Raw genomic sequence first — 20616 nt, forward strand, 5'->3', positions numbered from 1 at the left:
CGCGCGGGGAATCCCCCCGATTTCCATTTTACCGGCGGGCGCCGACAAAACCGGGAATCGGCGGCCACCGGAAGCTGATCTTGACCGAGTTCGTGACAGCATTGCGGGCATGACAGGACACGCCCCGACCGGCCGGGGAGCGACGGCACGGCTGTTGCGGCGCGTGCTGGCCGGGCTCGTGCTGCTGCCCCTGCTGATCGTCGGCGGCACGGCCTTCCGGGTGTGGCAGGTCGCCCGGCAGGACGACCGGTCCACCGCGGACATCGCCGTGGTGCTCGGCGCCGCGCAGTACGGCGGGCGGCCCTCCGATGTGCTGGAGGCCAGGCTCGCGCACGCCCAGCAGCTCTACGAGCGGGGTGTGGCCAAGACCGTGGTGACCGTGGGCGGACGCGGGTTGGGCGACACCTACACCGAGGCCGAGGCCGGGCAGCGCTGGCTGGTCGGGGACGAGACCAAGGCGGGCACGGCGAAGAAGGCCATTCCCAAGGACAAGGTGGTCGCGGTCAAGGAGGGCGCGGACACCTTGGGCAGTCTGCGGGCGGTGGCGCGGGAGGCGGAGAAACGCGGCTGGCAGAGCGCGGTCATCGTCAGCGATCCGTGGCACTCGCTGCGGGCCCGCACGATGGCCGGTGACACCGGGCTCACCGCGTGGGCCTCACCGACCCGGCGCGGGCCGATCGTGCAGACCAGGGAGACCCAGCTGCGCTACATCCTGCGCGAGACCGCGGGCGTGCTGTTCTACCGGCTCACCCACACCTCCACCAACCTGGTCGACAATGGTCTCGGCTGAACCGCACGGCTACTCCGCGCACGACACCGCGCGGCTGCTGCCCGAACCTGACAAGCACGGCGCGCTCGCCGAAGCCGAGACCGAGGCGCGCACCCCGTTCGCCCGCGACCGGGCCAGGGTGCTGCACTCGGCGGCGCTGCGCCGCCTGGCCGGCAAGACGCAGGTGGTTGGGCCGGGCGAGGGGGATGTGCCGAGGACCCGGCTCACCCACTCGCTGGAGGTGGCCCAGATCGGCCGGGGCATCGGTGGCGAGTTGGGGTGCGATCCGGACGTCGTCGACCTGGCCGGGCTGGCGCACGACATCGGCCACCCGCCGTTCGGGCACAACGGCGAACGCGCGCTCAACGCGCTGGCCGGGCCCTGCGGCGGGTTCGAGGGCAACGCGCAGACCCTGCGCATCCTGACCCGCCTGGAACCCAAGGCACTCGGCCCGGACGGCCGCCAGTACGGGCTCAACCTGACCAGGGCGGCCCTGGACGCGGCCACCAAGTACCCGTGGCCGCGCCGGGAGGGCACGGTCAAGTTCGGGGTCTACGACGACGACCTGCCCGTCTTCGGCTGGCTCCGGCAGGGCGCGCCGGTGGACGCGCAGTGCCTGGAGGCCCAGGTGATGGACTGGGCCGACGACGTGGCCTACTCGGTGCACGACGTGGAGGACGGGGTGCTCGCCGGGCGCATCTCGCTGCGCGCGCTGGGCAGTCCGGCCGAGCGCCGGGTGATCGCCGCGCTGGCCGCGGCGCACTTCAGCGCCGAGCCTGCCGAGGCGATCGAGGCCGCCGCTGACGGGCTGCTCCGGTTGCCCGCGGTGGCCGCGCTGGCCCAGCACGACTACGACGGCACCCTGGCCGACCAGGTCGCGCTGAAGGCGCTGACCAGCGAGCTCGTCGGCCGCTTCGCCTCCGCCGCGGTCACCGGCACCCGCAAGGCGCACGGGGCCGGGCCGCTGCGCCGCTACGAGGCCGACCTGGTGGTGCTGCCGCCGGTGTCCGCGGAGGTGGCCCTGCTCAAGGCGGTCGCGCTGCGGTACGTGATGAGCGACCCGGAACGGCTGGCCGTGCAGATCCGGCAGCGGGAGCAGGTCACCGAGCTCACCGAGGCGCTGTGCCGACTTGCCCCGGAGGCCCTGGATCCGGCGTTCCGGCCGGCCTGGTCGGCGGCGGGAGACGACGCCGAGCGGCTGCGGGTGGTGATCGACCAGGTCGCGCTGCTGACCGACGCCCAGGCGGTGAGCTGGCACCGGCGGCTGGTCACCTGAACCGCGCCCACCGAACGGCGTCAACCGAAGTTGACGATTTCTGGTTTACTCGGAGCCATGGGACTTCGAGAGGTGTTGCGGGTGCTGTTCCGGCCGTTGCGGCGCAAGGTGCCGGCCGGTGCTCCACCGAGGCGACGGGAGGACCCCGGTGGCGCAGGGGTGCGCGAACCCAGGCGGCCGCGTCCGCCCGGTCCGGTCAGCGGTGCCGCCGCGGCCGAGCTGCCGGCTCCGGCGCAGCACGTGAAACTGGCCGACCCACGGCGCTGACCAGCGGTTTGTCACAGTGGGAGCGGGGTGCTCGTCCCTGGGGTGTCCGCGTCACCGACCCAGGGAGGCCGTTGTGCCACGTATCCCCGCGCTCACCGTCGACAAGGCAAGCTGGCTGGTCCGCCGCATGTACGGCTATGCGAAGAAGCGGTTCGGCGCGGTGCCCGAACCGTTCGCGGTCATGGCCCACCACCGCGGCATCATGATCGCCGCCGCGGTGGCCGAGACCGCGGTCGAACGCGCCGCCAAGCACCTGCCGCACAGCCTCACCGACCTGGTCGTCTACCGGGTCGCCACCGAGCTGGGCTGCTCCTGGTGCGTGGACTTCGGCACCATGCTGCAGCGGCACAAGGGCCTGGACATCAAGCGGCTCAAGGAGATCCACGCCTACGCCGACTCACCGCTGTTCACCGAGACCGAGAAGCTCGCCCTGGCCTACGCCGACGCGATCACCGCCTCACCGGTGCGGGTCACCGACGAGCAGGTCGCCCAGCTCCGGGAACGCCTGGGGGACAAGGGACTCGTCGAGCTCACCTATCTGATCACGGTGGAGAACCAGCGGGCCCGGTTCAACGACGCGCTCGGCATCGTCGACCAGGGCTTCACCTCCGGCGAGGCCTGCCGGGTACCGCTGCCGGTGGCCGAGGCCGCCGTCACCAGGCCACGTTCGTGAGCTTCGCCGGGTTCACCACGTCGTAGATCGCCACGATCCGCCCGTCCCGGACCGCCAGCGTCGACACGCGGCGGTCCACCGGACGGTGCCCGTCGCCGCCGTCGGTCTGGGCCAGGAAGCCCAGGTCGCCGTTGACCAGCACCGGGGTGATCCCGGAGCGCACCGACTCCGGCCCGTACTGCCGCAACAGGCCGAGGGCGAAGCGGGCCACCTTGTCCGCGCCGACCACCGGCCGCCGCGCGGTGCGCGCCTGGCCGCCGGAGTCGCCGATGACTACCACGTCCGGGTGCAGCACCGCCAGCAGCGCGTTCATGTCCCCGCTGGCCAGTGCCGAGGTGAACCGCTCCAGCACGGCCCGCTGCTCGGCCAGCTCGACCCGCGGCGGGGTGTCGGCCTCGGTGACCGCGCGCCGCGCGCGGGAGGCCAGCTGCCGGGCCGCCGCCGGGGTCACGCCCAGCGCGGTCGCGATCTCCGGGAACGGCACCCCGAACGCGTCGTGCAGCACGAACGCCACCCGCTGCTCCGGGCTCAGCTCGTGCAGCACCACCATGGCCGCCATCCGCACGCCGTCCTCGCGCACCGCGACGTCCAGCGGATCCTCACTCGGCTGGGTGGTCAGCGGGCTCACCACCGGCTCCGGCAGCCAGGAACCGACGTAGCGCTCACGCTGCGCGCTGGCCGCCTTGAGCCGATCGAGGCAGATCCGGCCCACCACCGTGGTCAGCCAGGCCCGCAGGTCACGGATCTCCGCCCGTGCGGCCGCGGTCAGCCCGGCCAGCCGCAGCCACGCGTCCTGCACCGCGTCCTCGGCGTCGGCCCTGGTCCCGGTGATGCGGTAGGCGACCCCGATGAGGTGCCCCCGGTGCTCGCTGAACACCGTGGCCAGGGTCTCGTCGCTGACGGTCACACGCCCATCCTGGACTACTCCTAGACTTGCCCCTGTGGCAGGACGAATCCGGGACAGCGACATAGCCGAGGTCCGTGATCGGTGCCGGATCGACATCGTGGTCGGCGAGTACGTCAACCTTGGCCGAGCCGGCGGCGGCACGTTGAAGGGGCTGTGTCCCTTCCACGACGAGAAGACCGCGTCGTTCAACGTGCGGCCCAGCAAGGGCACCTTCCACTGCTTCGGCTGCGGCGTCGGCGGCGACGTGATCCAGTTCGTCCAGCAGTACGAGCACATCGGCTTCGTCGAGGCAGTGGAGCGGCTGGCCGACAGCATCGGCTACCGGCTCACCTACACCGGCGGCGGCGCGACCGTGCAGCGCGACCGCGGCACCAAGACCCGGATGCTGGAGGCGCACAAGGCCGCCGCCCAGTTCTACGTCGAGCAGCTGCAGACCCCGGATGCGGTCAAGGCGCGCGAGTTCCTCACCGAGCGCGGGTTTGACCAGGCCGCCGCGGACCGGTTCGGCTGCGGGTTCGCCCCCGCGGGCTGGGACAAGCTGACCCGCCACCTCATCGGCCGCGGCTTCGAGCTGGACGAGCTGTACAAGTGCGGGCTGGCCAAGGAGGGGCGGCAGGGGCCGATCGACCGGTTCCACCGCAGGCTGCTCTGGCCGCTGAAGGACCTCGGCGGCGAGGTGGTCGGCTTCGGCGCGCGCCGGATCTTCCCCGACGACCCGATCGAGGCCAAGTACGTCAACACCAGCGAGACGCCGATCTTCAAGAAGTCGCACGTGCTCTTCGGCATCGACCTGGCCAAGCGGGAGATCGCCCGCAGGCGCCAGGTGGTCGTGGTGGAGGGCTACACCGACGTGATGGCCATGCACCTGGCCGAGGTGCCCACCGCGGTCGCCTCCTGCGGCACCGCCTTCGGCGCCGACCACATCTCGGTGCTGCGGCGGCTGCTGATGGACGACGACGCCTTCCGCGGCGAGGTCATCTTCACCTTCGACGGCGACGCGGCAGGGCAGAAGGCCGCGCTGAAGGCATTCGACGACGAGCAGAAGTTCGCCGCCCAGACCTTCATCGCGATCGCCCCGGACGGCATGGACCCCTGCGAGCTCCGCCAGGACAAGGGCGATGTGGCCGTGCGGGACCTGGTGGCCCGGCGGCAGCCGCTGTTCGCCTTCGCCATCCGCACCCTGCTCGCCGAGCACAACCTGGACACCGCGGAGGGCCGGGTCGAGGCGCTGCGCCGCACGGTGCCGCTGGTCGCCCAAATCAAGGAGGAGTCCCTCCGCGACGAGTACGGGCGGCAGCTGGCCGGCTGGGTCGGCTGGGACGACACCCCGGGGGTGCTGCGCCGGATCAGGGAGATCTCCGGCGGCAAGGCCGCCCCGGAGAAGACCCCGCGCCGCCGCCCGGTGGACCCGAACCAGGCCGCGCTGGCGGTGGAGGTGGACGGGCCGAGCAGGCCGTCCCCGCAGGACCCCCAGCTGCGCTCGCAGCGGGAGGTGCTCAAGGCGGCGATCCAGCTGCCCGGCATCGCGGGCCCCGCCTACGACTCGATCTCCGAAGAGGCCTTCACCCACCCCGCCTACCTGGAGCTGCACCGGTCGATCCTGGCCGCGGGCGGCACCTCCTGCGGGCTCTCCGGCGCCTCGTTCGTGGACGCGATCGCGCAGAAGTGCAAGCACTCGGTGGTGCGCTCGCTGGTGACCGAGCTGGCGGTGGAGTCGCTGCGCACCAGGTCGGCGGAGGACCGCTACGTGCTGGGGCTGATCGCCAACATGCAGGCCAGCCTGGTGGCCAGGCAGATCGCCGACATCAAGTCCAGGCTGCAACGCATCTCTCCGGTCACCGACGCCGACGAGTACCGCGCGCTCTTCGGCGACCTGGTGGCCATGGAGCAGTACCACAAGGGACTCCGCGAACAGGCGATGGGCGGCGTGTAGATGAGCTGGTGGGGACGCTTCACCGACAAGATCACCGGCGGCGTGCGGCTGCCCGAGGGCCTGGACGTGCCGCTGACCGGTGAGGAGCACATCCTGGCCTTCGCCGAGCTCACCGGCGGCGGCCACCTGGTCGCGACCTCGCACGCCCTGGTGGTGGCCGAGGAGGACGGACAGCGCCGGATTCCCTGGCACCTGATCAGCAAGGCGGTCTGGGGCAACGACGTGCTCGCGGTGACCGAGGCGCTCGAACACGGCACCGCGGGGGAGGCGGTGCTGCTGACCGACCAGCCGCCGCGCCGCTACCCGCTGGCGCAGGCCTACCGGCTGCCCGACGTGGTGCACGCCAGGGTCACCGGTTCCATCCGCTCCACCCACCGGCACGAGCTGCCCGGCGGCGGGGCGTGGTTCGTGCAGCGCAAGGTGCCCGGCCGCGACGGTGTGGTGCTGCAGGTGCGCGCCGACCCCGGCACCGACGAGGCGGCGGTGACCACGCTGGCCGCGGACGTGGCCCGCAAGATCCGCGAGGCCCAGGCCAGCGCCTTCTAGCCCGCGCCTTCGCCGACGGGGTACCGCCCCCGCCGCTCGCGCTATACAGTACGTACGTACGGTTTGCTGAGCGAGCTGGAGGTTGCCGCATGTGGGACCCGTCCACCTACCTGGCCTTCGCCGACCACCGGGAACGCCCGTTCTACGACCTGCTCGCCCGCGTCGGCGCCACCGACCCCCGGCACGTGGTCGACCTGGGCTGCGGCCCCGGCACCCTCACCCCGGTGCTGACCAGCCGCTGGCCCGCGGCCAAGATCACCGCGCTGGACTCCTCCGTCGAGATGGTCGAGGCGGCCAGGGCGGCCGGAATCGACGCGGAGCTGCGCGACGTGCGCGACTGGCGGCCGGACCGCGACACCGACGTGGTGGTCTGCAACGCCGTGCTGCAGTGGGTCACCGGCCACCTCGACCTGTTGCCCGGCTGGCTGGACCGCCTGCCCAGCGGTGCCTGGTTCGCCTTCCAGGTACCCGGCAACTTCCGCGAACCCAGCCACACCATCCCGCGCGGCATCGCCGAGAGCCCGGCCTGGCGGGACACCCTGGCCGGCACATTCCGCCCGGAGGACGCGGTGCCCCGGCCCGAGGTGTACGCGGGCGTGCTGACCGCGGCCGGGTTCACCGCGGACGTGTGGGAGACCACCTACCTGCACGAGCTGCGCGGCGCCGACCCGGTGCTGAACTGGATCAGCGGCACCGCCCTCCGCCCGGTCCGCGCGGCCCTGGACGAGTCCGGCTGGCAGCAGTTCACCGCCAAACTGGCACCCCAGCTGCGCGCCGCCTACCCCGCGCACGGCCAGGACGTCACCTGGTTCCCGATGCGCCGGATCTTCGCCGTGGGCCGCAAGAAATGAGCCCAGGGCGCGACAGGGCGCCCGGCGAGCCACCTGCCCGCCGGGCACGCCCTGACCGCGGTGCCTAGGCCCTGGTGGTCGAGGTCGGCGCGGTGGACTTGGGCGCCCCGGCGGCCTTGGCGGGCTCGCCAGGCTTGGCCGTGCCGCCACTGGCCCGCTGACGGTCGACCTCGGAGATCAGCTTGTCGCCCTGTCCCGCCTTAGCGGTCCCCTGGTCGTGCCGCCCGGCCTTCTTCTCCGACCACCCCATCTTCTCGTCGATCTTGGCCCGAACGGTCCCCGCGGTGCCTTGCACGGCCGGGTGGTCCACCATCCGGTGGTACGTCCGGACCAGATCCTCGTACCGTTCCCGTCCCGCGCGAGTACCAAGCACGTAGCCCACGGCGACCCCGAGCGCGAACCTGATCATGGCTCCTCCTCGTCTTGACCTGCGTGAACACCCGTGGTCGCGGAGCGAAGATCCCCAGTGAGGGGGGTGGTGAAAACCGCTCCGCGGAGTGCGCTAAGGTATTACCCGTCAGGCACCGCCGGACACATGCCAGTCCTCCGTAGCTCAACTGGCAGAGCATGCGACTGTTAATCGCAGGGTTGTTGGTTCGAGTCCAACCGGAGGAGCCAAAGGCCCAGGTCACATGACCTGGGCCTTCTTTGCGTTCAAGATCAAGGCTCCGGAAAGGCTCCGGAAACGTCACGCGCCTTCGACAGCCTCCATGACCTCCGCGCCGCCCGACACCCGCTTCTTCCGCCCGAAGTAGTGATCCTGGGTCGTCGACACCTTCGCGTGCCCCAACTGGTCCGCCGCCTCCCGCGCCGTCTTGCCCGCCTCATCCATCAGGGTCGCCACCGTCTTCCGCCACACATGCGACGTCACCCACGTCCACTCGGTCGTTGCGACACCCTTCTCGTCCGGCAGGTCGAATGCCTCCCGGAGGTCGGCCTGCGTGTTGGAGGGATCACGCAGCCCACCCTTGGGGGCGGTGAACACAGGGGCATCAGGTGCCACTAACGTCAGGTCAACGCGGGCGAGCCGAGTACGCCGCGCCTTCAGCATGGCTACTGTCCATGACGGCAAATCCAGTGTCCGGTACCCGGCCGGCGTCTTCGGCTCCCACTTGATATAGAGCCCGACGCCCTTCTCTCGGATGACTGTGCCGCGGATCTCTACCGCTTCCGCACCGGGGGTCCAGTCGATCGCATCCCACACCACTGCGGATGCTTCGCCGATGCGCATACCAGTGGCGAGCATCATGTCTGAGAAGTCCGGCAGGTCGCGGGCTTTAGACTTCTTGTCGCCGTGGATCTGCTTGCGAAGTTCGATAGCTTCGCTCAACTCAAGCGAACGGCTTCCTGTCTTCCGCCCCTGCTCGATCCGTTCGAGATCCTTGGTCGGATTCCTGTTGACCGCATTGTGACGGCCAGCAAATCCCAGGATCTTGCTGAGTACCGACCGGGTGGCCTTCGCCGTAGAGGTGCCGTTTTCCTTGGTGACAGACTTGATCATCTTCCCGATCCGTCCGAGTGTGACCTCCCGGACCCGCAGTTCACCAAGCGCTGGGATGATCTGATTGTTCATGCGGTCTTCGTACAGCCTCTTGGTTGTGGGGGATTTGGTCGAGTCGGCCTCGAACTCTTCCCACCACTTCTCGCAGACAACGCTGAACTTCGTTTCGGCGTTCATGTCGTCTGGGCTTTCTCCGAATCGGCGCTCTGCTAACGCCTTCTTGAGCGCGATCTTCGCCTTAGTCGGGGAATCCCCGTATCGCTTCGCCCGGCGGGTCACGCCGTCGTAGTCCCGGTAGTAGCACTCTGCTAGAGGGCGTCCGTTCTTCCGGGTGACCCAGATTTCCCCGAACGTACCGACCGGGAGCGGGGGGCGGCCAGTCCTCCCCATGGCTCCTCCTTGCTAGATCGAACGTAGGCGTCTGCGGCGAGTGCTTCCCGGATTTAGGATCTCGGCGTAGGCCATCGCCTCTCCGCGGGCCTGGCCGCGAAGCTCGGCGTTGGCTAGGTGGTCATCGATGCTGGAGATGATCCGGTTGGTGACCCAGTAGGCTGCGATGAGGACGATGGTGCCGAATCCCGCGAGCGCGGTAGCCGAGAAGAGCAACGCGATAGCAATCAGTGACGGCGCTGCGGTGACTGCGAGTGTCAAGGTTGTAAATACAAGTGCGAGGTCCAAGGCCGCCGAGCAGGCTAGTGAGCGCTTGAATGACCTGGTCCAAACCATTGTGGCCTCCCCGTGACAACCGCCGTCTGGCGCATCAGTAGTACTCGTGACAGCTACCCTGCGTCATGTGATGGCCGTTACCTAGTCACGGATCGGATACTCCGAACGTATTCACCCGGACGGACTAGTTAATCTGGTCTTGACTTTCGTCGAGCGCTGTGCCGTGCACGCGTGCGTAGAGGGTGCGGTATGTCTCCCAGAACAAGCTGGCGTCACCCAAGTCCGCCAGCGCCGACAAGACCTTCACGACCTGCTGGGGAGACAGATCACCTGATTCGATGGCCGCCCGCGGCACCGGCTCGTCCATCGTGGTCGGCTGGCCTCCCTCCAGGATCCGCGCCACCGAACCGGCCGCCCAGGACAGACCTAGCTCGATAGCGCGTCGCGTGGATGACCGCAGGCGAGATGACCCGTTCCTTGCCTGGAGCAGCGTTTCCCGGGTGGTACCGCCTCGGGAGGCGATCTCAGGCCAGCTCAGGCCCAGCTCTTCCTTGCGGCGCTCCATGAGGTCCGCAAGATTCTGTCTGTTCCTGTCTCGCATGGAGCCAGATCCTGTCTCAATCTGACTGTCAACACAAGGTAGGCCATCCTTATTTAACCTGCATGGCGCACGTTTGGTCGCCGATTGGCCTACTGGCTCAGTAAGTTGTCGACAGAAAACCTAGACAGATTCAGCCAGAAACCTTGCAAACCTGTCAGAACCTGTCTAACTTCTTGGCATGGCAGCCCGGACCACCACAAGCAACGGACCCGCGATCCGAGCGATCCGGGAGCTGAGCGGTCTCTCCATCAAAGAGACAGCCGACCTCCTCGCCTCCGCCGGCATCCCGGTCACCGCAGACCACCTGTCCAACGTCGAACTCGGACGCAAGGGGGCTAGCCCAGCCCTCGTTCGAGGATTGGCAGACGTTCTGAAGGTCCCGTACGTGGCGCTCGTGACAGCAACCCCGGACGCGGCATGAACACCGCCGCAGGATGCGGGCACGCGCCGCTGATCGACACCAACGCAGCCGCGGTCTACCTCGACCTGGAGCCGGACACGTTGAAGCACTGGCGATCCGCCCGCAAAGGGCCGTCCTACGTGCGGATCGGCGGGTCGGTGAAGTACCGGATCGCGGACCTCGACGCCTGGATCGAGGCGCGCAAGGTCGATCCGGCAGCGGCGTAACACCCAGACAGCGCGGGTCAGGACTGCGGCTACAGCCCCGACCCGCTTGGACACCAGGAGAAGGAGCCTCCGGTGAACCACCAGCAGACTACCGAAACCCCCAGACATGCCCACTGCGAAGGCGCGGGCCGTGTCCCGGCCTCGGTGATCGTGGATCGCGAGCGCGGTAGGGCTTTCGCGCTGGGCTGGGTGGCGGCGTTCGCGCCCCATCCGGTCAACCCGTTCCATGTGTTGTCTCTGTCGACGGCTTGGGAGGCGGGGCGGGAGTTGAAGGCGTTCGCGCCAGTTCTCGCTTCTGGGCGTCACGAGCCCGCGTACCTGAAGGCGGTGTCGTGATGGGACGCGAGATCAAGCGTGTGGCGCTGGACTTCGAGTGGCCACGCAACAAGGTCTGGGGGGGCTACCTGATGCCGGACTGGTTGAGTGGTGAGCAGTGCCCTGATTGCGAAAATGGGTACTCAGCGTATGCCCAGCGACTGCACAGCCTCTGGTACGGCTACGTACCATTCAAGCCCGCAGACAACGGGTCCACGCCGCTGACTGCCGACACCCCTGCCGTGCGTGCGTTCGCGACACGCAACGTCAGTAGCTCGCCGGACTTCTACGGAACCGATACCTCAGCAGTCATCCGAGAAGCTTGGCGGCTAGCCCGGCTCTGGAACGGCCAGTGGTCTCATCACCTCAACCAAGACGATGTGGATGCGCTGTTGGCAGCCGACCGCCTTTGGGACCTCACCCGACGGGTTGTCCCTGGCAAGGGTTGGCAGGACATCGATCCAACGCCTCACCCCACCGCAGCCGAGGTGAATGAGTGGTCGCTGCGCAGCTTCGGCCACGACGCGCTCAACGCAAGCATCGTGATCCGCGCTCGCTGCGAACGTGACGGGATGCCGGTGGAGTGCGCCCGCTGTGAGGGCTGCGGCTCCCTTGAGGCATACCCGGGGCAGCGAGCCGAGGCCGAGGCGTGGGAACGCACGGAGCCGCCGACTGGCGATGGCTGGCAGCTTTGGGAGACGGTGAGCGAGGGTTCGCCGATCTCGCCGGTGTTCGTCACCGCTGAGGATTTGGCGCGGTGGTTGACAACCCCAGAGTCGGCCTGGGGCGTGACGCGTCCGATGTCGATCGATCAGGCGCGGGGCTTCGTCAAGGCTGGGTGGTCACCCACGTTCATCGGCGACGCTGAAGGTATCCACGACGGTGCGTCGTTCGTCGGTTCTGGACGCATGCTGGACGGTGCGTGATGACCTACACCGACCGCGAATCCGCCTCTGTCGACATCTACGACCTGCTGTTCGTGCTCTTCGTCGGCCTGAAGCTGTCCGACCACATCGCCTGGTCCTGGTTCTGGGTCGCGTTCCCCCTGGTGCTCAAAGTCGCGATCCAGGTCGGTGCTCTCGTTGTCGTCAAGATCGCGGATCGGAGGGGATGGTGATGGCACTCATCCGCTACACCTCCAACCTGCACCAGGCACTGCGACACGTCGCCGAACTCGAAGTGGGACAGACCCAAGGCCACGACGGGCACTGGGTGTGGATGGTCGGCGGTGAGATCACCCCGCCTGAGTCAGATGCCCTGGTGCAACTGTTCCACGCTCGTCTGGTCACGGTGGAGTCCAGTCGTCGTCTCACCTGGAATCAACCGGCCCGGGTTCTGCTGACCTTCGACGGCTCGGATCGCCTGGCGGATTGGGATCGCGAGCATCGGGCGGGTGCGGCATGAGCGAGTTTGAGGCGTACTGTGCCAGCGCTGAAGCCTACGCGCAGCGCCACCCCACCCAGCGTCGCGGACAAGCGTTTTTCAACCTGCTCAACAGGATCCGCCCCGAACTGGCCCATGTCGTTTGGGGCACCGGCCGAGACCCGTTCGGCGACGACGGGACCCTCCCCGACTTCCTTGCCTTCGTTCAGTCCCGAATGGACGGTGCGACGTGAGCGTGACCATCCCCTACCTCGGTGAGACCGTGATCCCCCGCCGTGGCACCAAGTGGTGCGGCAAGCGTGTCGGCGGTGTCAGCTTGTTCGTGGAACGTGTCGCGGATGACGGCCTGACTGAACCGTACGTGTACCTGTCATCCACGGAGTGGCCTGGTCAGTTCATCTACGTCCAGTTGGGCGAGTTCCATCAGGCGGTGCAGCAGCAGGAAGACGACGACGCCGCTACCCGCGAACTTGGGCTGCACGCGCTGGTTCTCCTTGCCCTGTCTGGCGCACTGCTGGTGACTGCCGTTCAGGTCGCTCGCAGTTCCACTGTCGGGGCTGCCTTCGTCGCCGCGGCCTCCGCGGTCGGTGTCGGCTACGCCATCTACCGGAAGTGGAGCAAGCGATGAACGACACGATCGAGATCAGCCCGGAAGTGCAGCGCGGGGTGGACTGGCTGGACAACCAAACCCCCGGGTGGGACAAGGACATCGACCTGCTCACCCCCGACATGGGAGACGCCGGATCCTGGGTCCTCGGCCAGGTGTATGGGGACTTCTACGAATGTCTGGTGGGCAAGCCGTTGACGTGGGCTGAGACGCACGGCTTCAACGGATCCTGGCTGGATAGTACTGGCAGCTGTCCGCTGATTGCTCAGTGGCGTCAGATGATCGTGTCCCGCAGGGGACAGTCATGACCGGCCACCGCATCGTCGGTGACCGCTCCACCGATACCCCCATGTACATCCCGCTCAGCGACTCGTCGCGAGCCCGGCACATCCTGCTCCGCTTCCTCAACGGACCAACTCCGGAAGAGCAGGAACAGAACCGCCTGCGAGCCGAGGCGCGGGCACGCGAGGAAGCCGCCGCATACCAACACCTCCTCGAACGCCACGTCGAACTCGTCGCAACGGAGACGCATCCCGCTGTCTCGGCGCTCCTCGCCGACCACGCTCCACAGCAAGGCTGGTGTCGGGGATGCCCGTCCGAGGTCAACGAACATGGCGACGAATGGCTCCGAGAAGCCCCCTGCCCGGTCTGGAAAATGATCGAGGCGAACGCGTGATGCCCGACTGCCGCACCTGCAACGACGAAGGCGTCATCGACCTGCACGGCTGGATCAAGTGCCCCGACTGCTGAAGGGATCGGCCATGACTGACAACAACGAACTCGCCCGACAGCAGGCCAACGGGCTCCGCGCTCTCGCCAACCTGATCGAGGAAAACCCTGACCTGGCGGATGGCTTCGAGCACAACCTGAACACAGCGGGGATCAACTACATCAAGGGGACGACGGAGGCGTCTGATCTCACCAGAGTAGCCAGGGCCGCGAAGGCTGCCGGCCACAAGGTCACCAAAAGGGTCGGTGACAAGTTTTACAACCTGGTCGTTCACCTGCCGGGGATCCAGTTGACAGTCATCGCGTACCGCAGCGATGTGTGCGAGCGGGTCGTCACCGGCACCGAGACCGTCACCAAGCGGGTGAAGGACCCGGTGCAGCTGGCCGAGGTCCCCGAGGTCGAGGTTACCGAGGAACGCGAAATCGTCGAGTGGCGCTGTGTTCCACTCCTCGCGACCACTGTGGACGGTGCGTCGTGAGCATGGCCTGGATACGCGAGCACTACGGCGTCCCCGCCAAGCGCGGTGGCCGGATCCTGTTCGAGGGCAAGCCCGCCGTGATCACCAGTGCCCGGCACGGAGGGCTGCGTGTCCGGCTGGACGGCGAGAAGCGCTCGATCCCGATCCATCCGACGTGGGAGGTCGTCTACCTCCCGGACTCCGCGTGACGCCGCGTTGGTCCCGGCTCACCCGCCGGGCCACCACCCCCAAGACCCCTCAGCCGCTCGGCATCTGCCCTGACTGCGGCCACACCCCACGAGCCTGCCTCGACTGGAGATGACCATGAGCAACTTCTTCCACGACGCCCAGGACGGTGTCGACTACGTGCTTCAGACGCAGCTTCGCGGCGGAGTCTTCCTATCCTCCAGCCCGATCCGACCCGGCACTGACTACAGCCCCGACGAGGACGACCTCGCCTGGGAGTTCACGCAGGAGGCTGCCGAGTGGTTGTACAACGCGCTCGGTGAAGCACTCGGGGATGATGCGCGATGAGCGAGAAGACTGAACCCGAGATCATCCCCCACCCGCTGCACGACGCGATCCTCAAGCACGCCAAGCTGCGCCCTCTGACCCGTGTCCAGCCTGACTGGTGGATTCGTTCCTACGAGCCCGGCGTCAGCTCGGAAGTTGTTCGAGAGGTCTGGAACCCGGTGCTGAACCGGATGCACGTCGAGCAGCTCGACACGGGCCGCAAGTTCGTGCGCCTGGTGATGCGCAACCAGGAGTCCCCGCTTGACGGGCTGGAGGTCACGGACAAGCCGGGGCGAGAGGTGCTGTGCTGCACCGCGGCGGAGGCGAAGCGTGCCGGGCTGGTCGCGGTCGAGGTGCCCGCTGGCGGTGCCCAGTGAACGAGCCCGTGACGATGAACACCTACCTGGCTGAGGTGCTGACCATGGCCCGAGTTGCGCTTGACGCGCAGCACGAGGCCATCCGCACCAACAACTTCGAGGCCGCGATGCACGCCGGGCTGCACCACCAGAACGCCGGTGCCGTCGCTGCGCTGCTGGTCGTGCTGCACCAACTGTCCCCGGCCACCGCCGATCAGATCGCGGCACGTCTCCTCGTGATGCAGGAGGCTGGCCAGGCGCTGGGTGAGCAGTGGCTGGAGTGGCAGGGGCAGATTGCCGAGGGCCTGCCGCTGACGCCGTTCGCCACCGCGTTGGAGCTGGCTGTGCTTCGTGGGGGTGCCCGGTGAACGCCGAGACCCCTGTCCTGCGCCCAGGTGACCGTGTCCGCGTCACCCCAGCCCCGTACGAGGCCATCGTGATCAGCGGCAACGCAGTTGGCCGTTGGTCTGCCCGCCGGGTCGACACCACGGACACCGCGCCCGAGTGGTACGGCACCGAATTCCGGGGCGCGGTCGAGGTTATCCCTGAGCCCACCGCGGCCGCACCGTCCACACCGGACACCGACCTGCGGGACAAGATCGCCTCGGTGCTGGCTCCGTACCAGGTGCACGACGTTGCGCTCGACGATGTGCTGTACGTAGTCGAGTTGGCGATGTACCCGATCTCCCACGACCTCGCCGCTGTCCAGGAGGAGCTGGACCGGCGCGACGCCGAGCTGAGCATCGCTCGTGACGAGACGACGCTGGTCGCCCGGTCCTACCTGGCCGAGTGTGAGAAGACGGACCGCCTCTCGACCGCGCTGCGGAAGATGGCCCGGAAGGTCACGCGAAAGCGTCGTGGCATCGCAGAGGCGTACCAGTTCTCCGACGCGCAGATCAGGGACCTACACCACCTGTACGAGACCAAAATCAAGCGCCTCACCGCCGAACGAGACCAGTTCCGCGCCGAAAGCGAGAGGCTGCGACAGGCCACCACCGCTGAGGTATGCGGCCACCCATACCAGGTCGGCAAACCCCAGCACGGCCACTGCACCCTCACCGCTGGCCACGACGGCTACCACCACGACGGCTCGTGGGAGTGGAGCGGTCCCCCGAACGGAGACACCCCATGACGCGTTGGGTCCTGATCGTCGCCTACATCGCGACCATCGTCGCCGCGAACATCGTCACCAGCCACTGGGGCCTGATCCCCGCCGGGTTCGGCCTGCTTGTGCCCGCCGGGACCTACGCCGCCGGGCTCGCCCTGGGCCTGCGCGACACGCTTCAGGACGCTGTCGGCATCCGCTGGGTACTGGTCGCGGTCGCGGCCGGCACGGTGGTGTCAGTGCTCACCGGCGACATGCGGATCGCACTGGCTTCCGGTGCCGCGTTCCTGCTGTCTGAGTTGACTGATCTGGCGGTCTACACTCCGCTGCGCCGCAGTGGTCGCCGCCGAGCGATCGTGGCGTCCAACGCTGTGGGTGCAGTGGTGGACACGTGGCTGTTCCTGGCTATCGCCGGGTTCCCACTCACCGTCGGCACCGTGACTGGCCAACTGTTGGTCAAGGCAATCTGGGTGACTCTGGCGTTCCTGCTCGTGCGGGAGGTGGCGGTCCGTGCGGTATCTCGCAAACCCCAGCTCGCCGAAGGTGCGTGACGCGATGCGCGCCGGATTGATCGGGCAGATGTGCACCCCTGCAGAGGGTCGCCAGCCTCTCAACGCTGACGACGGTGCAGCCGTGTGGTTCGCTGCGGACAACGGGTGTTTCTCCAAGAGAGGCTATCCCGGTGAGGAACGTTGGTTCCTCTGGCTCGAACGCCTCGTCAGCGGGCGGGAAAATCGGTGCCTGTTCGCCGTCGCCCCGGACCGGTTCAATCCGGCGCTCGGCGACGGAATGGGTTTGGTATCGCTGGAGCGGTCCCGCCCGTGGCTGCCGGTGATCCGCGCACTCGGTGTCCCGGCCGCGCTGGTCGCCCAGAACGGCCTTGCCCCAGAGGATGTGCCGTGGGAGGAGATTGATGCGCTTTTCCTCGGCGGCACTACCGACTGGAAAATCGGACCGGCCGCCGCCCGGCTGGCAGCTGCAGCCAAGGAGCGCCGCATGCACGTGCACATGGGCCGGGTGAACTCCGGTCGCCGGTGGGCAATGGCCGAAGTGTTCGGCTGCGACAGCGTGGACGGCACGTTCATCGCCTTTGGCCCGGACGTCAACCTAGATCGACTTCTGGCCTGGGCCGACCCGCCGTCTTTGTGGGAGGCGTCGTGAGCCGCGCCGCGTACACCCGCCACCGCACACGCCAAATCGCCTACGGCCGCTGGCAGCCCTACGTCGACGCCGAACCCGCCCGCCGACACCTCCGCGCGCTGCAAGCCGTCGGCATCGGCACACCCCGAGCCGCCGAACTGTCTGGCATCTCCGCCTCCGTGCTCGTTGCCATCCTGGTCGGGCAGCCCTGCCTCGGCCGCGGTCCCCGCCAGAAGATCCGCCCGGCTACCGCAGCCAAGATCCTCGCTATCCCCGTCACCCCTGAGGTGGCCGCGCCCTGTGCGCTGATCGACTCCACCGGCACAATCCGCCGCTTGCAGGCCCTCGTCGCCATCGGGTGGTCACAGGTCCGGCTGGCCCGTGAACTTGGGGTCAACCGCGGCAACTTCGTGGGCCTCATGAACCGCGGTCAGGTGACCGTGGCGACCGCGGCCGCGGTCCGCAGCCTCTACTCGCGGTTGTGGGATGCCCCGCCGCCGGCTGAGACCGGGTTCGAGCGCAACGGCCGCCGGATCGCGCTCAAGCACGCGGCGGACCGTGGGTGGGTGCCTCCGGCCGCGTGGGACGACGACGAGATTGACGACCCGAAAGCGTGCCCGCGAGGCGTTCGCCGGGACGGTGTGGCATGACCCGCCGGCCGGGCCTCGCCGAGTGGCTGGTGCTGTCGGTGTGGGCCGCTATCACCAACGTGTACGCCGCGTTCGCGCGGTGCTGGACCCCAAACCCCCGCCGCAGGAGGCGATCATGAAGCGCTACCGCAACACCGTCACCGGCGAGATCGTTGACGCCGTGTTCTGGTCGCCGGACGACCCGGCCGCCGCCGTCGTGCCGGTGGCTACCCAGCCGACGACCCCGGACGGCCCGGAGTGGACGAGCTACGACCGCTCCGTCCGGGGCCATGGGGTGCGTACGTGCCAGGGGTGCCGCCGACTGGTGACCGTGCACCGGTTCCTTGGCGACACGGAGTTGTGCGTTGGTACGTGGGTGGTCCGCCACGCGGACGGCCGGTGGTCGGTTCCGGTGCTGTTCAACCAGTTCTACAAGGAGGCCGAGACCCGGCGGGGTGGTGGCGAGTTGTCGGACGGCATGCGGGACACCTGGCCGGAGGTGGACCGATGACCGCCGAGACCCCGGCCACGCCGGACCTCCGCTTGTCCCCGGACGGGAAGCGGTTGGCGACGAAGACCTTCCCCACCTCTCCGTGGTGCTGGATGTGGCGGACGGTCGCTGGCCCGCTGTACTTCGGCGCGGCCACCAACGACGAGGTGGCGGACTGGACGCCGTTGGTGCCTGCTCCGGCCACTGTGGACCGCGAGTTCCTGCTGTGCCTTCACCGCCAGGCGCAGGACAACCAGCGTGCGGTCGCTGCTCAGAACCGCGAGGACGCTTTCCAGTTCTGGTCGGGGTGTCCGGGTGGATCAATAGCATGATCCGCAAGCTGCCTGCTGATTCCGCCCCGTCTCCGGTGTCCGAGGACCAGGAGTTGCGTGATGGCGACTGGCAGATCCTGGCCCAAGCCGCCCAAGCCGCCCAAGCCGCCACCCAGCAGCCGACCAGCGAGGACCCGGTGCAGCGCGTCGCCCAGATGTTGAAGGCAGTGTTCGGCACGCCTGACGAAGGTCTAGCCACGAAGGATCGGCACACGGACTGCTGGACCGATGAGGACTGGCATGTGGTGGCCCGCGTCGCGGTCACCGCCATGCAGGAGGTGTCCCGTGGCTGAGCACCAGCACCGTGTCGCCGTAATCGTGTTCTGCACCGCGGAAGGCGTGGACGAGCGCGACGCCCGGAGTATCGCCGAGGACGCCGTTCGTGAAGCCGTGCGGTGGGCCTGCACCAATGGCGGCGTGCTCTCCACCCCGTTGCGGCACAAGGACGACGAACAGCGCTTCGTCACCGTCCACAAGGTCGGCGACGCCATCACGGCCGCGCTATCCGGCGAGCTTGCGCTCCGGGTCACCAACCGGGCGTACCCGCGAGAGGAGACCAGTGGCTGAGATCGGACACGTTGTCATCAACTGCCCCAGGTGCGGCCAGCCCCGCCACATCGCCGTCACCGCCGAAACCAGGCCGTTCGAGGAACGTCAAGCTGGGAAGCGCCGCACCTACGCCTTCAACGCCGTCCTGCGCGGAGAGCGAGTCGGCCAGATCCACATCCTCATCGACACCCTCCTGGATAACCACCGCTGCGGGAGCACCAAGCCCGCGTTCGGGCTGTCGCTTGCGCCCGACGTCGCCGAGGAGACCGACCATGGCTGACCACAACCACTACCACGGGGCTGCCAAGCCTCGACCCCGCGTGTGGGTGCGGTTCTGGCGCTGGCTCACCAAGTCCAGGATGTTCCGTCCTGACCCCATTGACCCGCGCGAGGCCGCGGCTGGTTGGGCCGCATTGCTGAGCGGTATTGCCGACCAGGCTGCCAACCTCGACACCCGCCGCCGCGCCGACCAGGGAGGTGATCCTGGTGCCGAGTGACTACGTGATCCCGCAGTGCGTCCAGGACGAGATCAACAAGATCGTCGGCCTGACCGGAGCCCGGTACTACAACCGCCGCGGTAAGCAGATCACCTACACCCAGCACCTGATGCGATCCGAAGAGGACGTCGCGGTGGGACGGACCGCGATCGGCGGCCACACCGCAGTCCTGACGTCCTGCACCGGGCGGGACCTCGACGACCACAACCCGCCCCTGATCTTCGAGACGTTGGTGCGCTCCACCAACCCGCTCTTCGACGGCACGACCGAGCGCTACGCCACCGAGCAAGAAGCCGCCGCCGGACACCAGGCGCGAGTGAACATCCTCCGCGACCTGCTCGGCGACCAGCAGCAGGAGGCCACCGATGCCTGACCGGATTGACGAGATCACCACCCGCGTCACCGCCGCCAGCAACCGCTGCCCGTGGGAGCACGTCGGCTCCGTCCAGGACTTCGGCTACTACGTGGTCGGCCCGGCCGGAGGCGTCGAGACTGAGAACAGCGAGCAGGGCCGGGCCGACGCCGAGTTCATCGCACACGCCCGCGCCGACGTGCCGTGGCTTCTTGCTGAGGTCGGGCGGCTCCGTGAACTGGTCGAGCACCACCCGGAACCGATCTTCGACGAGCCCGAGTATCCCGGCGGCCCGACTACCTACCTGTGGACCGCGTGCTCCCGGTGCTGCATCGACGAAGACGGAGAGCTGAACGAGGAGTGCGGCCAGCACCACCAGCGACGCGCCCCGAACGGCCCGGACGACCAGACGTGCTGGCCCTGCCGCACGGTGCACGCGACCGTGACCGCCCTCGGGATCGAGGTGCCGTCGTGACCGGCTACTACAAGTTTCCTCTGTTCGGAACGCCGTGTGTCTGGTGTGGACAGTCGGCGCGTTCAGTTC

The 20616-nt window shown here is 68.3% G+C and carries 39 protein-coding genes and 1 tRNA gene; 35 read left to right on the forward strand and 5 right to left on the reverse strand.

Annotated features, from left to right (window positions below; translation table 11 throughout):
- The first annotated feature begins 109 nt into the window (after nucleotides 1-109).
- From N8J89_RS07680 to N8J89_RS07695, 4 genes are all read left to right on the forward strand, one after another.
- Entirely contained in the window at nucleotides 110-790 is a 681-nt protein-coding gene (locus N8J89_RS07680; protein ID WP_283663644.1) for a YdcF family protein, read from the forward strand.
- The gene (locus N8J89_RS07685; RefSeq protein ID WP_283663645.1) at nucleotides 777-2045 is read left to right on the forward strand and encodes a deoxyguanosinetriphosphate triphosphohydrolase; all 1269 of its coding nucleotides are present in this window, start codon (nucleotides 777-779) and stop codon (nucleotides 2043-2045) included. Before N8J89_RS07680 ends, N8J89_RS07685 begins: the two co-directional genes overlap by 14 nt.
- Nucleotides 2046-2102: 57 nt before the next feature.
- Nucleotides 2103-2312, forward strand: a complete 210-nt coding sequence (locus N8J89_RS07690; protein WP_283663646.1) for a hypothetical protein — start codon at nucleotides 2103-2105, stop codon at nucleotides 2310-2312.
- A 73-nt stretch (nucleotides 2313-2385) separates the two neighbouring features.
- Nucleotides 2386-2985, forward strand: a complete 600-nt coding sequence (locus N8J89_RS07695) for a carboxymuconolactone decarboxylase family protein (RefSeq protein WP_283663647.1) — start codon at nucleotides 2386-2388, stop codon at nucleotides 2983-2985.
- On the opposite strand, the gene N8J89_RS07700 is transcribed toward N8J89_RS07695, so the two are convergent.
- Nucleotides 2966-3892, reverse strand: a complete 927-nt coding sequence (locus tag N8J89_RS07700; RefSeq protein WP_283663648.1) for a sigma-70 family RNA polymerase sigma factor — start codon at nucleotides 3890-3892, stop codon at nucleotides 2966-2968. The two genes, N8J89_RS07695 and N8J89_RS07700, sit on opposite strands and share 20 nt — an antisense overlap.
- Nucleotides 3893-3926: 34 nt before the next feature.
- On the opposite strand from N8J89_RS07700, the gene dnaG reads away from it, so the two are divergent.
- The 3 genes from dnaG (at nucleotide 3927) to N8J89_RS07715 (ending at nucleotide 7222) form a co-directional block, all read left to right on the forward strand.
- Complete coding sequence (gene dnaG, locus N8J89_RS07705) at nucleotides 3927-5825, forward strand: DNA primase (protein WP_283663649.1); 1899 nt, start codon at nucleotides 3927-3929, stop codon at nucleotides 5823-5825.
- Nucleotides 5826-6371, forward strand: coding sequence for a hypothetical protein (locus N8J89_RS07710; RefSeq protein WP_283663650.1), 546 nt, complete (start codon nucleotides 5826-5828; stop codon nucleotides 6369-6371).
- Between the two features lie 89 nt (nucleotides 6372-6460).
- On the forward strand, nucleotides 6461-7222 hold the full coding sequence (locus tag N8J89_RS07715) for a trans-aconitate 2-methyltransferase (RefSeq protein WP_283663651.1): 762 nt from the start codon (nucleotides 6461-6463) through the stop codon (nucleotides 7220-7222).
- A 64-nt stretch (nucleotides 7223-7286) separates the two neighbouring features.
- Here the strand turns inward: N8J89_RS07715 and N8J89_RS07720 are convergent, their stop codons facing one another.
- Nucleotides 7287-7631 carry a hypothetical protein gene (locus N8J89_RS07720; RefSeq protein WP_283666387.1) on the reverse strand — a complete coding sequence of 115 codons (345 nt, stop codon included), beginning with the start codon at nucleotides 7629-7631 and terminating at the stop codon, nucleotides 7287-7289.
- Between the two features lie 133 nt (nucleotides 7632-7764).
- Between N8J89_RS07720 and N8J89_RS07725 the strand changes: the two genes are divergently transcribed.
- Nucleotides 7765-7840, forward strand: a tRNA-Asn gene (locus N8J89_RS07725).
- 70 nt (nucleotides 7841-7910) lie between these two features.
- Here the strand turns inward: N8J89_RS07725 and N8J89_RS07730 are convergent.
- From N8J89_RS07730 to N8J89_RS07740, 3 genes are all read right to left on the reverse strand, one after another.
- On the reverse strand, nucleotides 7911-9113 hold the full coding sequence (locus N8J89_RS07730) for a site-specific integrase (RefSeq protein ID WP_283663652.1): 1203 nt from the start codon (nucleotides 9111-9113) through the stop codon (nucleotides 7911-7913).
- A gap of 12 nt (nucleotides 9114-9125) precedes the next feature.
- Nucleotides 9126-9374, reverse strand: a complete 249-nt coding sequence (locus N8J89_RS07735; protein ID WP_283663653.1) for a hypothetical protein — start codon at nucleotides 9372-9374, stop codon at nucleotides 9126-9128.
- A 199-nt stretch (nucleotides 9375-9573) separates the two neighbouring features.
- Nucleotides 9574-9954, reverse strand: coding sequence for a hypothetical protein (locus N8J89_RS07740; RefSeq protein WP_283663654.1), 381 nt, complete (start codon nucleotides 9952-9954; stop codon nucleotides 9574-9576).
- Nucleotides 9955-10168: 214 nt separating this feature from the next.
- On the opposite strand from N8J89_RS07740, the gene N8J89_RS07745 reads away from it, so the two are divergent.
- The 27 genes from N8J89_RS07745 (at nucleotide 10169) to N8J89_RS07875 (ending at nucleotide 20547) form a co-directional block, all read left to right on the forward strand.
- Nucleotides 10169-10411: a helix-turn-helix domain-containing protein gene (locus tag N8J89_RS07745; RefSeq protein ID WP_283663655.1), complete on the forward strand. Its 243-nt coding sequence runs from the start codon at nucleotides 10169-10171 to the stop codon at nucleotides 10409-10411.
- Nucleotides 10408-10617 carry a helix-turn-helix domain-containing protein gene (locus tag N8J89_RS07750; RefSeq protein ID WP_283663656.1) on the forward strand — a complete coding sequence of 70 codons (210 nt, stop codon included), beginning with the start codon at nucleotides 10408-10410 and terminating at the stop codon, nucleotides 10615-10617. Before N8J89_RS07745 ends, N8J89_RS07750 begins: the two co-directional genes overlap by 4 nt.
- A gap of 72 nt (nucleotides 10618-10689) precedes the next feature.
- On the forward strand, nucleotides 10690-10953 hold the full coding sequence (locus N8J89_RS07755) for a hypothetical protein (protein ID WP_283663657.1): 264 nt from the start codon (nucleotides 10690-10692) through the stop codon (nucleotides 10951-10953).
- Entirely contained in the window at nucleotides 10953-11858 is a 906-nt protein-coding gene (locus N8J89_RS07760) for a hypothetical protein (RefSeq protein ID WP_283663658.1), read from the forward strand. Before N8J89_RS07755 ends, N8J89_RS07760 begins: the two co-directional genes overlap by 1 nt.
- Nucleotides 11858-12049 carry a hypothetical protein gene (locus N8J89_RS07765; protein WP_283663659.1) on the forward strand — a complete coding sequence of 64 codons (192 nt, stop codon included), beginning with the start codon at nucleotides 11858-11860 and terminating at the stop codon, nucleotides 12047-12049. Before N8J89_RS07760 ends, N8J89_RS07765 begins: the two co-directional genes overlap by 1 nt.
- The gene (locus tag N8J89_RS07770) at nucleotides 12049-12336 is read left to right on the forward strand and encodes a hypothetical protein (protein ID WP_283663660.1); all 288 of its coding nucleotides are present in this window, start codon (nucleotides 12049-12051) and stop codon (nucleotides 12334-12336) included. Before N8J89_RS07765 ends, N8J89_RS07770 begins: the two co-directional genes overlap by 1 nt.
- Nucleotides 12333-12548: a hypothetical protein gene (locus N8J89_RS07775; protein WP_283663661.1), complete on the forward strand. Its 216-nt coding sequence runs from the start codon at nucleotides 12333-12335 to the stop codon at nucleotides 12546-12548. Before N8J89_RS07770 ends, N8J89_RS07775 begins: the two co-directional genes overlap by 4 nt.
- Nucleotides 12545-12943: a hypothetical protein gene (locus N8J89_RS07780; RefSeq protein WP_283663662.1), complete on the forward strand. Its 399-nt coding sequence runs from the start codon at nucleotides 12545-12547 to the stop codon at nucleotides 12941-12943. Before N8J89_RS07775 ends, N8J89_RS07780 begins: the two co-directional genes overlap by 4 nt.
- Nucleotides 12940-13230: a hypothetical protein gene (locus N8J89_RS07785; RefSeq protein WP_283663663.1), complete on the forward strand. Its 291-nt coding sequence runs from the start codon at nucleotides 12940-12942 to the stop codon at nucleotides 13228-13230. Before N8J89_RS07780 ends, N8J89_RS07785 begins: the two co-directional genes overlap by 4 nt.
- On the forward strand, nucleotides 13227-13598 hold the full coding sequence (locus tag N8J89_RS07790) for a hypothetical protein (RefSeq protein WP_283663664.1): 372 nt from the start codon (nucleotides 13227-13229) through the stop codon (nucleotides 13596-13598). The genes N8J89_RS07785 and N8J89_RS07790 overlap by 4 nt, the downstream gene beginning before the upstream one ends.
- 85 nt (nucleotides 13599-13683) lie before the next feature.
- Complete coding sequence (locus tag N8J89_RS07795; RefSeq protein WP_283663665.1) at nucleotides 13684-14130, forward strand: hypothetical protein; 447 nt, start codon at nucleotides 13684-13686, stop codon at nucleotides 14128-14130.
- 2 nt (nucleotides 14131-14132) lie between these two features.
- The gene (locus tag N8J89_RS07800) at nucleotides 14133-14318 is read left to right on the forward strand and encodes a hypothetical protein (RefSeq protein WP_283663666.1); all 186 of its coding nucleotides are present in this window, start codon (nucleotides 14133-14135) and stop codon (nucleotides 14316-14318) included.
- Between the two features lie 115 nt (nucleotides 14319-14433).
- The gene (locus tag N8J89_RS07805; RefSeq protein ID WP_283663667.1) at nucleotides 14434-14643 is read left to right on the forward strand and encodes a hypothetical protein; all 210 of its coding nucleotides are present in this window, start codon (nucleotides 14434-14436) and stop codon (nucleotides 14641-14643) included.
- Nucleotides 14640-14999 (forward strand): hypothetical protein, encoded by a 360-nt coding sequence (locus N8J89_RS07810; RefSeq protein WP_283663668.1) that lies wholly within the window; start codon nucleotides 14640-14642, stop codon nucleotides 14997-14999. The genes N8J89_RS07805 and N8J89_RS07810 overlap by 4 nt, the downstream gene beginning before the upstream one ends.
- Nucleotides 15000-15013: 14 nt before the next feature.
- On the forward strand, nucleotides 15014-15346 hold the full coding sequence (locus tag N8J89_RS07815) for a hypothetical protein (protein WP_283663669.1): 333 nt from the start codon (nucleotides 15014-15016) through the stop codon (nucleotides 15344-15346).
- Entirely contained in the window at nucleotides 15343-16110 is a 768-nt protein-coding gene (locus N8J89_RS07820) for a hypothetical protein (protein WP_283663670.1), read from the forward strand. Before N8J89_RS07815 ends, N8J89_RS07820 begins: the two co-directional genes overlap by 4 nt.
- Nucleotides 16107-16634, forward strand: coding sequence for a VUT family protein (locus tag N8J89_RS07825; RefSeq protein WP_283663671.1), 528 nt, complete (start codon nucleotides 16107-16109; stop codon nucleotides 16632-16634). Before N8J89_RS07820 ends, N8J89_RS07825 begins: the two co-directional genes overlap by 4 nt.
- On the forward strand, nucleotides 16594-17244 hold the full coding sequence (locus tag N8J89_RS07830) for a hypothetical protein (RefSeq protein ID WP_283663672.1): 651 nt from the start codon (nucleotides 16594-16596) through the stop codon (nucleotides 17242-17244). The genes N8J89_RS07825 and N8J89_RS07830 overlap by 41 nt, the downstream gene beginning before the upstream one ends.
- Nucleotides 17241-17873 (forward strand): hypothetical protein, encoded by a 633-nt coding sequence (locus tag N8J89_RS07835; RefSeq protein WP_283663673.1) that lies wholly within the window; start codon nucleotides 17241-17243, stop codon nucleotides 17871-17873. The genes N8J89_RS07830 and N8J89_RS07835 overlap by 4 nt, the downstream gene beginning before the upstream one ends.
- Before the next feature lie 115 nt (nucleotides 17874-17988).
- Nucleotides 17989-18363, forward strand: a complete 375-nt coding sequence (locus N8J89_RS07840; protein ID WP_283663674.1) for a hypothetical protein — start codon at nucleotides 17989-17991, stop codon at nucleotides 18361-18363.
- Entirely contained in the window at nucleotides 18360-18674 is a 315-nt protein-coding gene (locus N8J89_RS07845) for a hypothetical protein (RefSeq protein ID WP_283663675.1), read from the forward strand. Before N8J89_RS07840 ends, N8J89_RS07845 begins: the two co-directional genes overlap by 4 nt.
- A complete protein-coding gene (locus N8J89_RS07850) occupies nucleotides 18671-18967 on the forward strand; it encodes a hypothetical protein (RefSeq protein ID WP_283663676.1) in 297 nt (98 codons plus the stop codon). Before N8J89_RS07845 ends, N8J89_RS07850 begins: the two co-directional genes overlap by 4 nt.
- A complete protein-coding gene (locus tag N8J89_RS07855) occupies nucleotides 18960-19241 on the forward strand; it encodes a hypothetical protein (RefSeq protein ID WP_283663678.1) in 282 nt (93 codons plus the stop codon). Before N8J89_RS07850 ends, N8J89_RS07855 begins: the two co-directional genes overlap by 8 nt.
- Nucleotides 19234-19503: a hypothetical protein gene (locus tag N8J89_RS07860; protein WP_283663679.1), complete on the forward strand. Its 270-nt coding sequence runs from the start codon at nucleotides 19234-19236 to the stop codon at nucleotides 19501-19503. The genes N8J89_RS07855 and N8J89_RS07860 overlap by 8 nt, the downstream gene beginning before the upstream one ends.
- Nucleotides 19496-19720, forward strand: a complete 225-nt coding sequence (locus N8J89_RS07865) for a hypothetical protein (protein WP_283663680.1) — start codon at nucleotides 19496-19498, stop codon at nucleotides 19718-19720. Before N8J89_RS07860 ends, N8J89_RS07865 begins: the two co-directional genes overlap by 8 nt.
- Nucleotides 19710-20093 (forward strand): hypothetical protein, encoded by a 384-nt coding sequence (locus N8J89_RS07870; RefSeq protein WP_283663681.1) that lies wholly within the window; start codon nucleotides 19710-19712, stop codon nucleotides 20091-20093. Before N8J89_RS07865 ends, N8J89_RS07870 begins: the two co-directional genes overlap by 11 nt.
- Nucleotides 20086-20547 carry a hypothetical protein gene (locus tag N8J89_RS07875; protein ID WP_283663682.1) on the forward strand — a complete coding sequence of 154 codons (462 nt, stop codon included), beginning with the start codon at nucleotides 20086-20088 and terminating at the stop codon, nucleotides 20545-20547. Before N8J89_RS07870 ends, N8J89_RS07875 begins: the two co-directional genes overlap by 8 nt.
- Nucleotides 20548-20616: the final 69 nt, after the last annotated feature.

This window comes from Crossiella sp. CA-258035 (assembly GCF_030064675.1).
Taxonomy (GTDB): domain Bacteria; phylum Actinomycetota; class Actinomycetes; order Mycobacteriales; family Pseudonocardiaceae; genus Crossiella.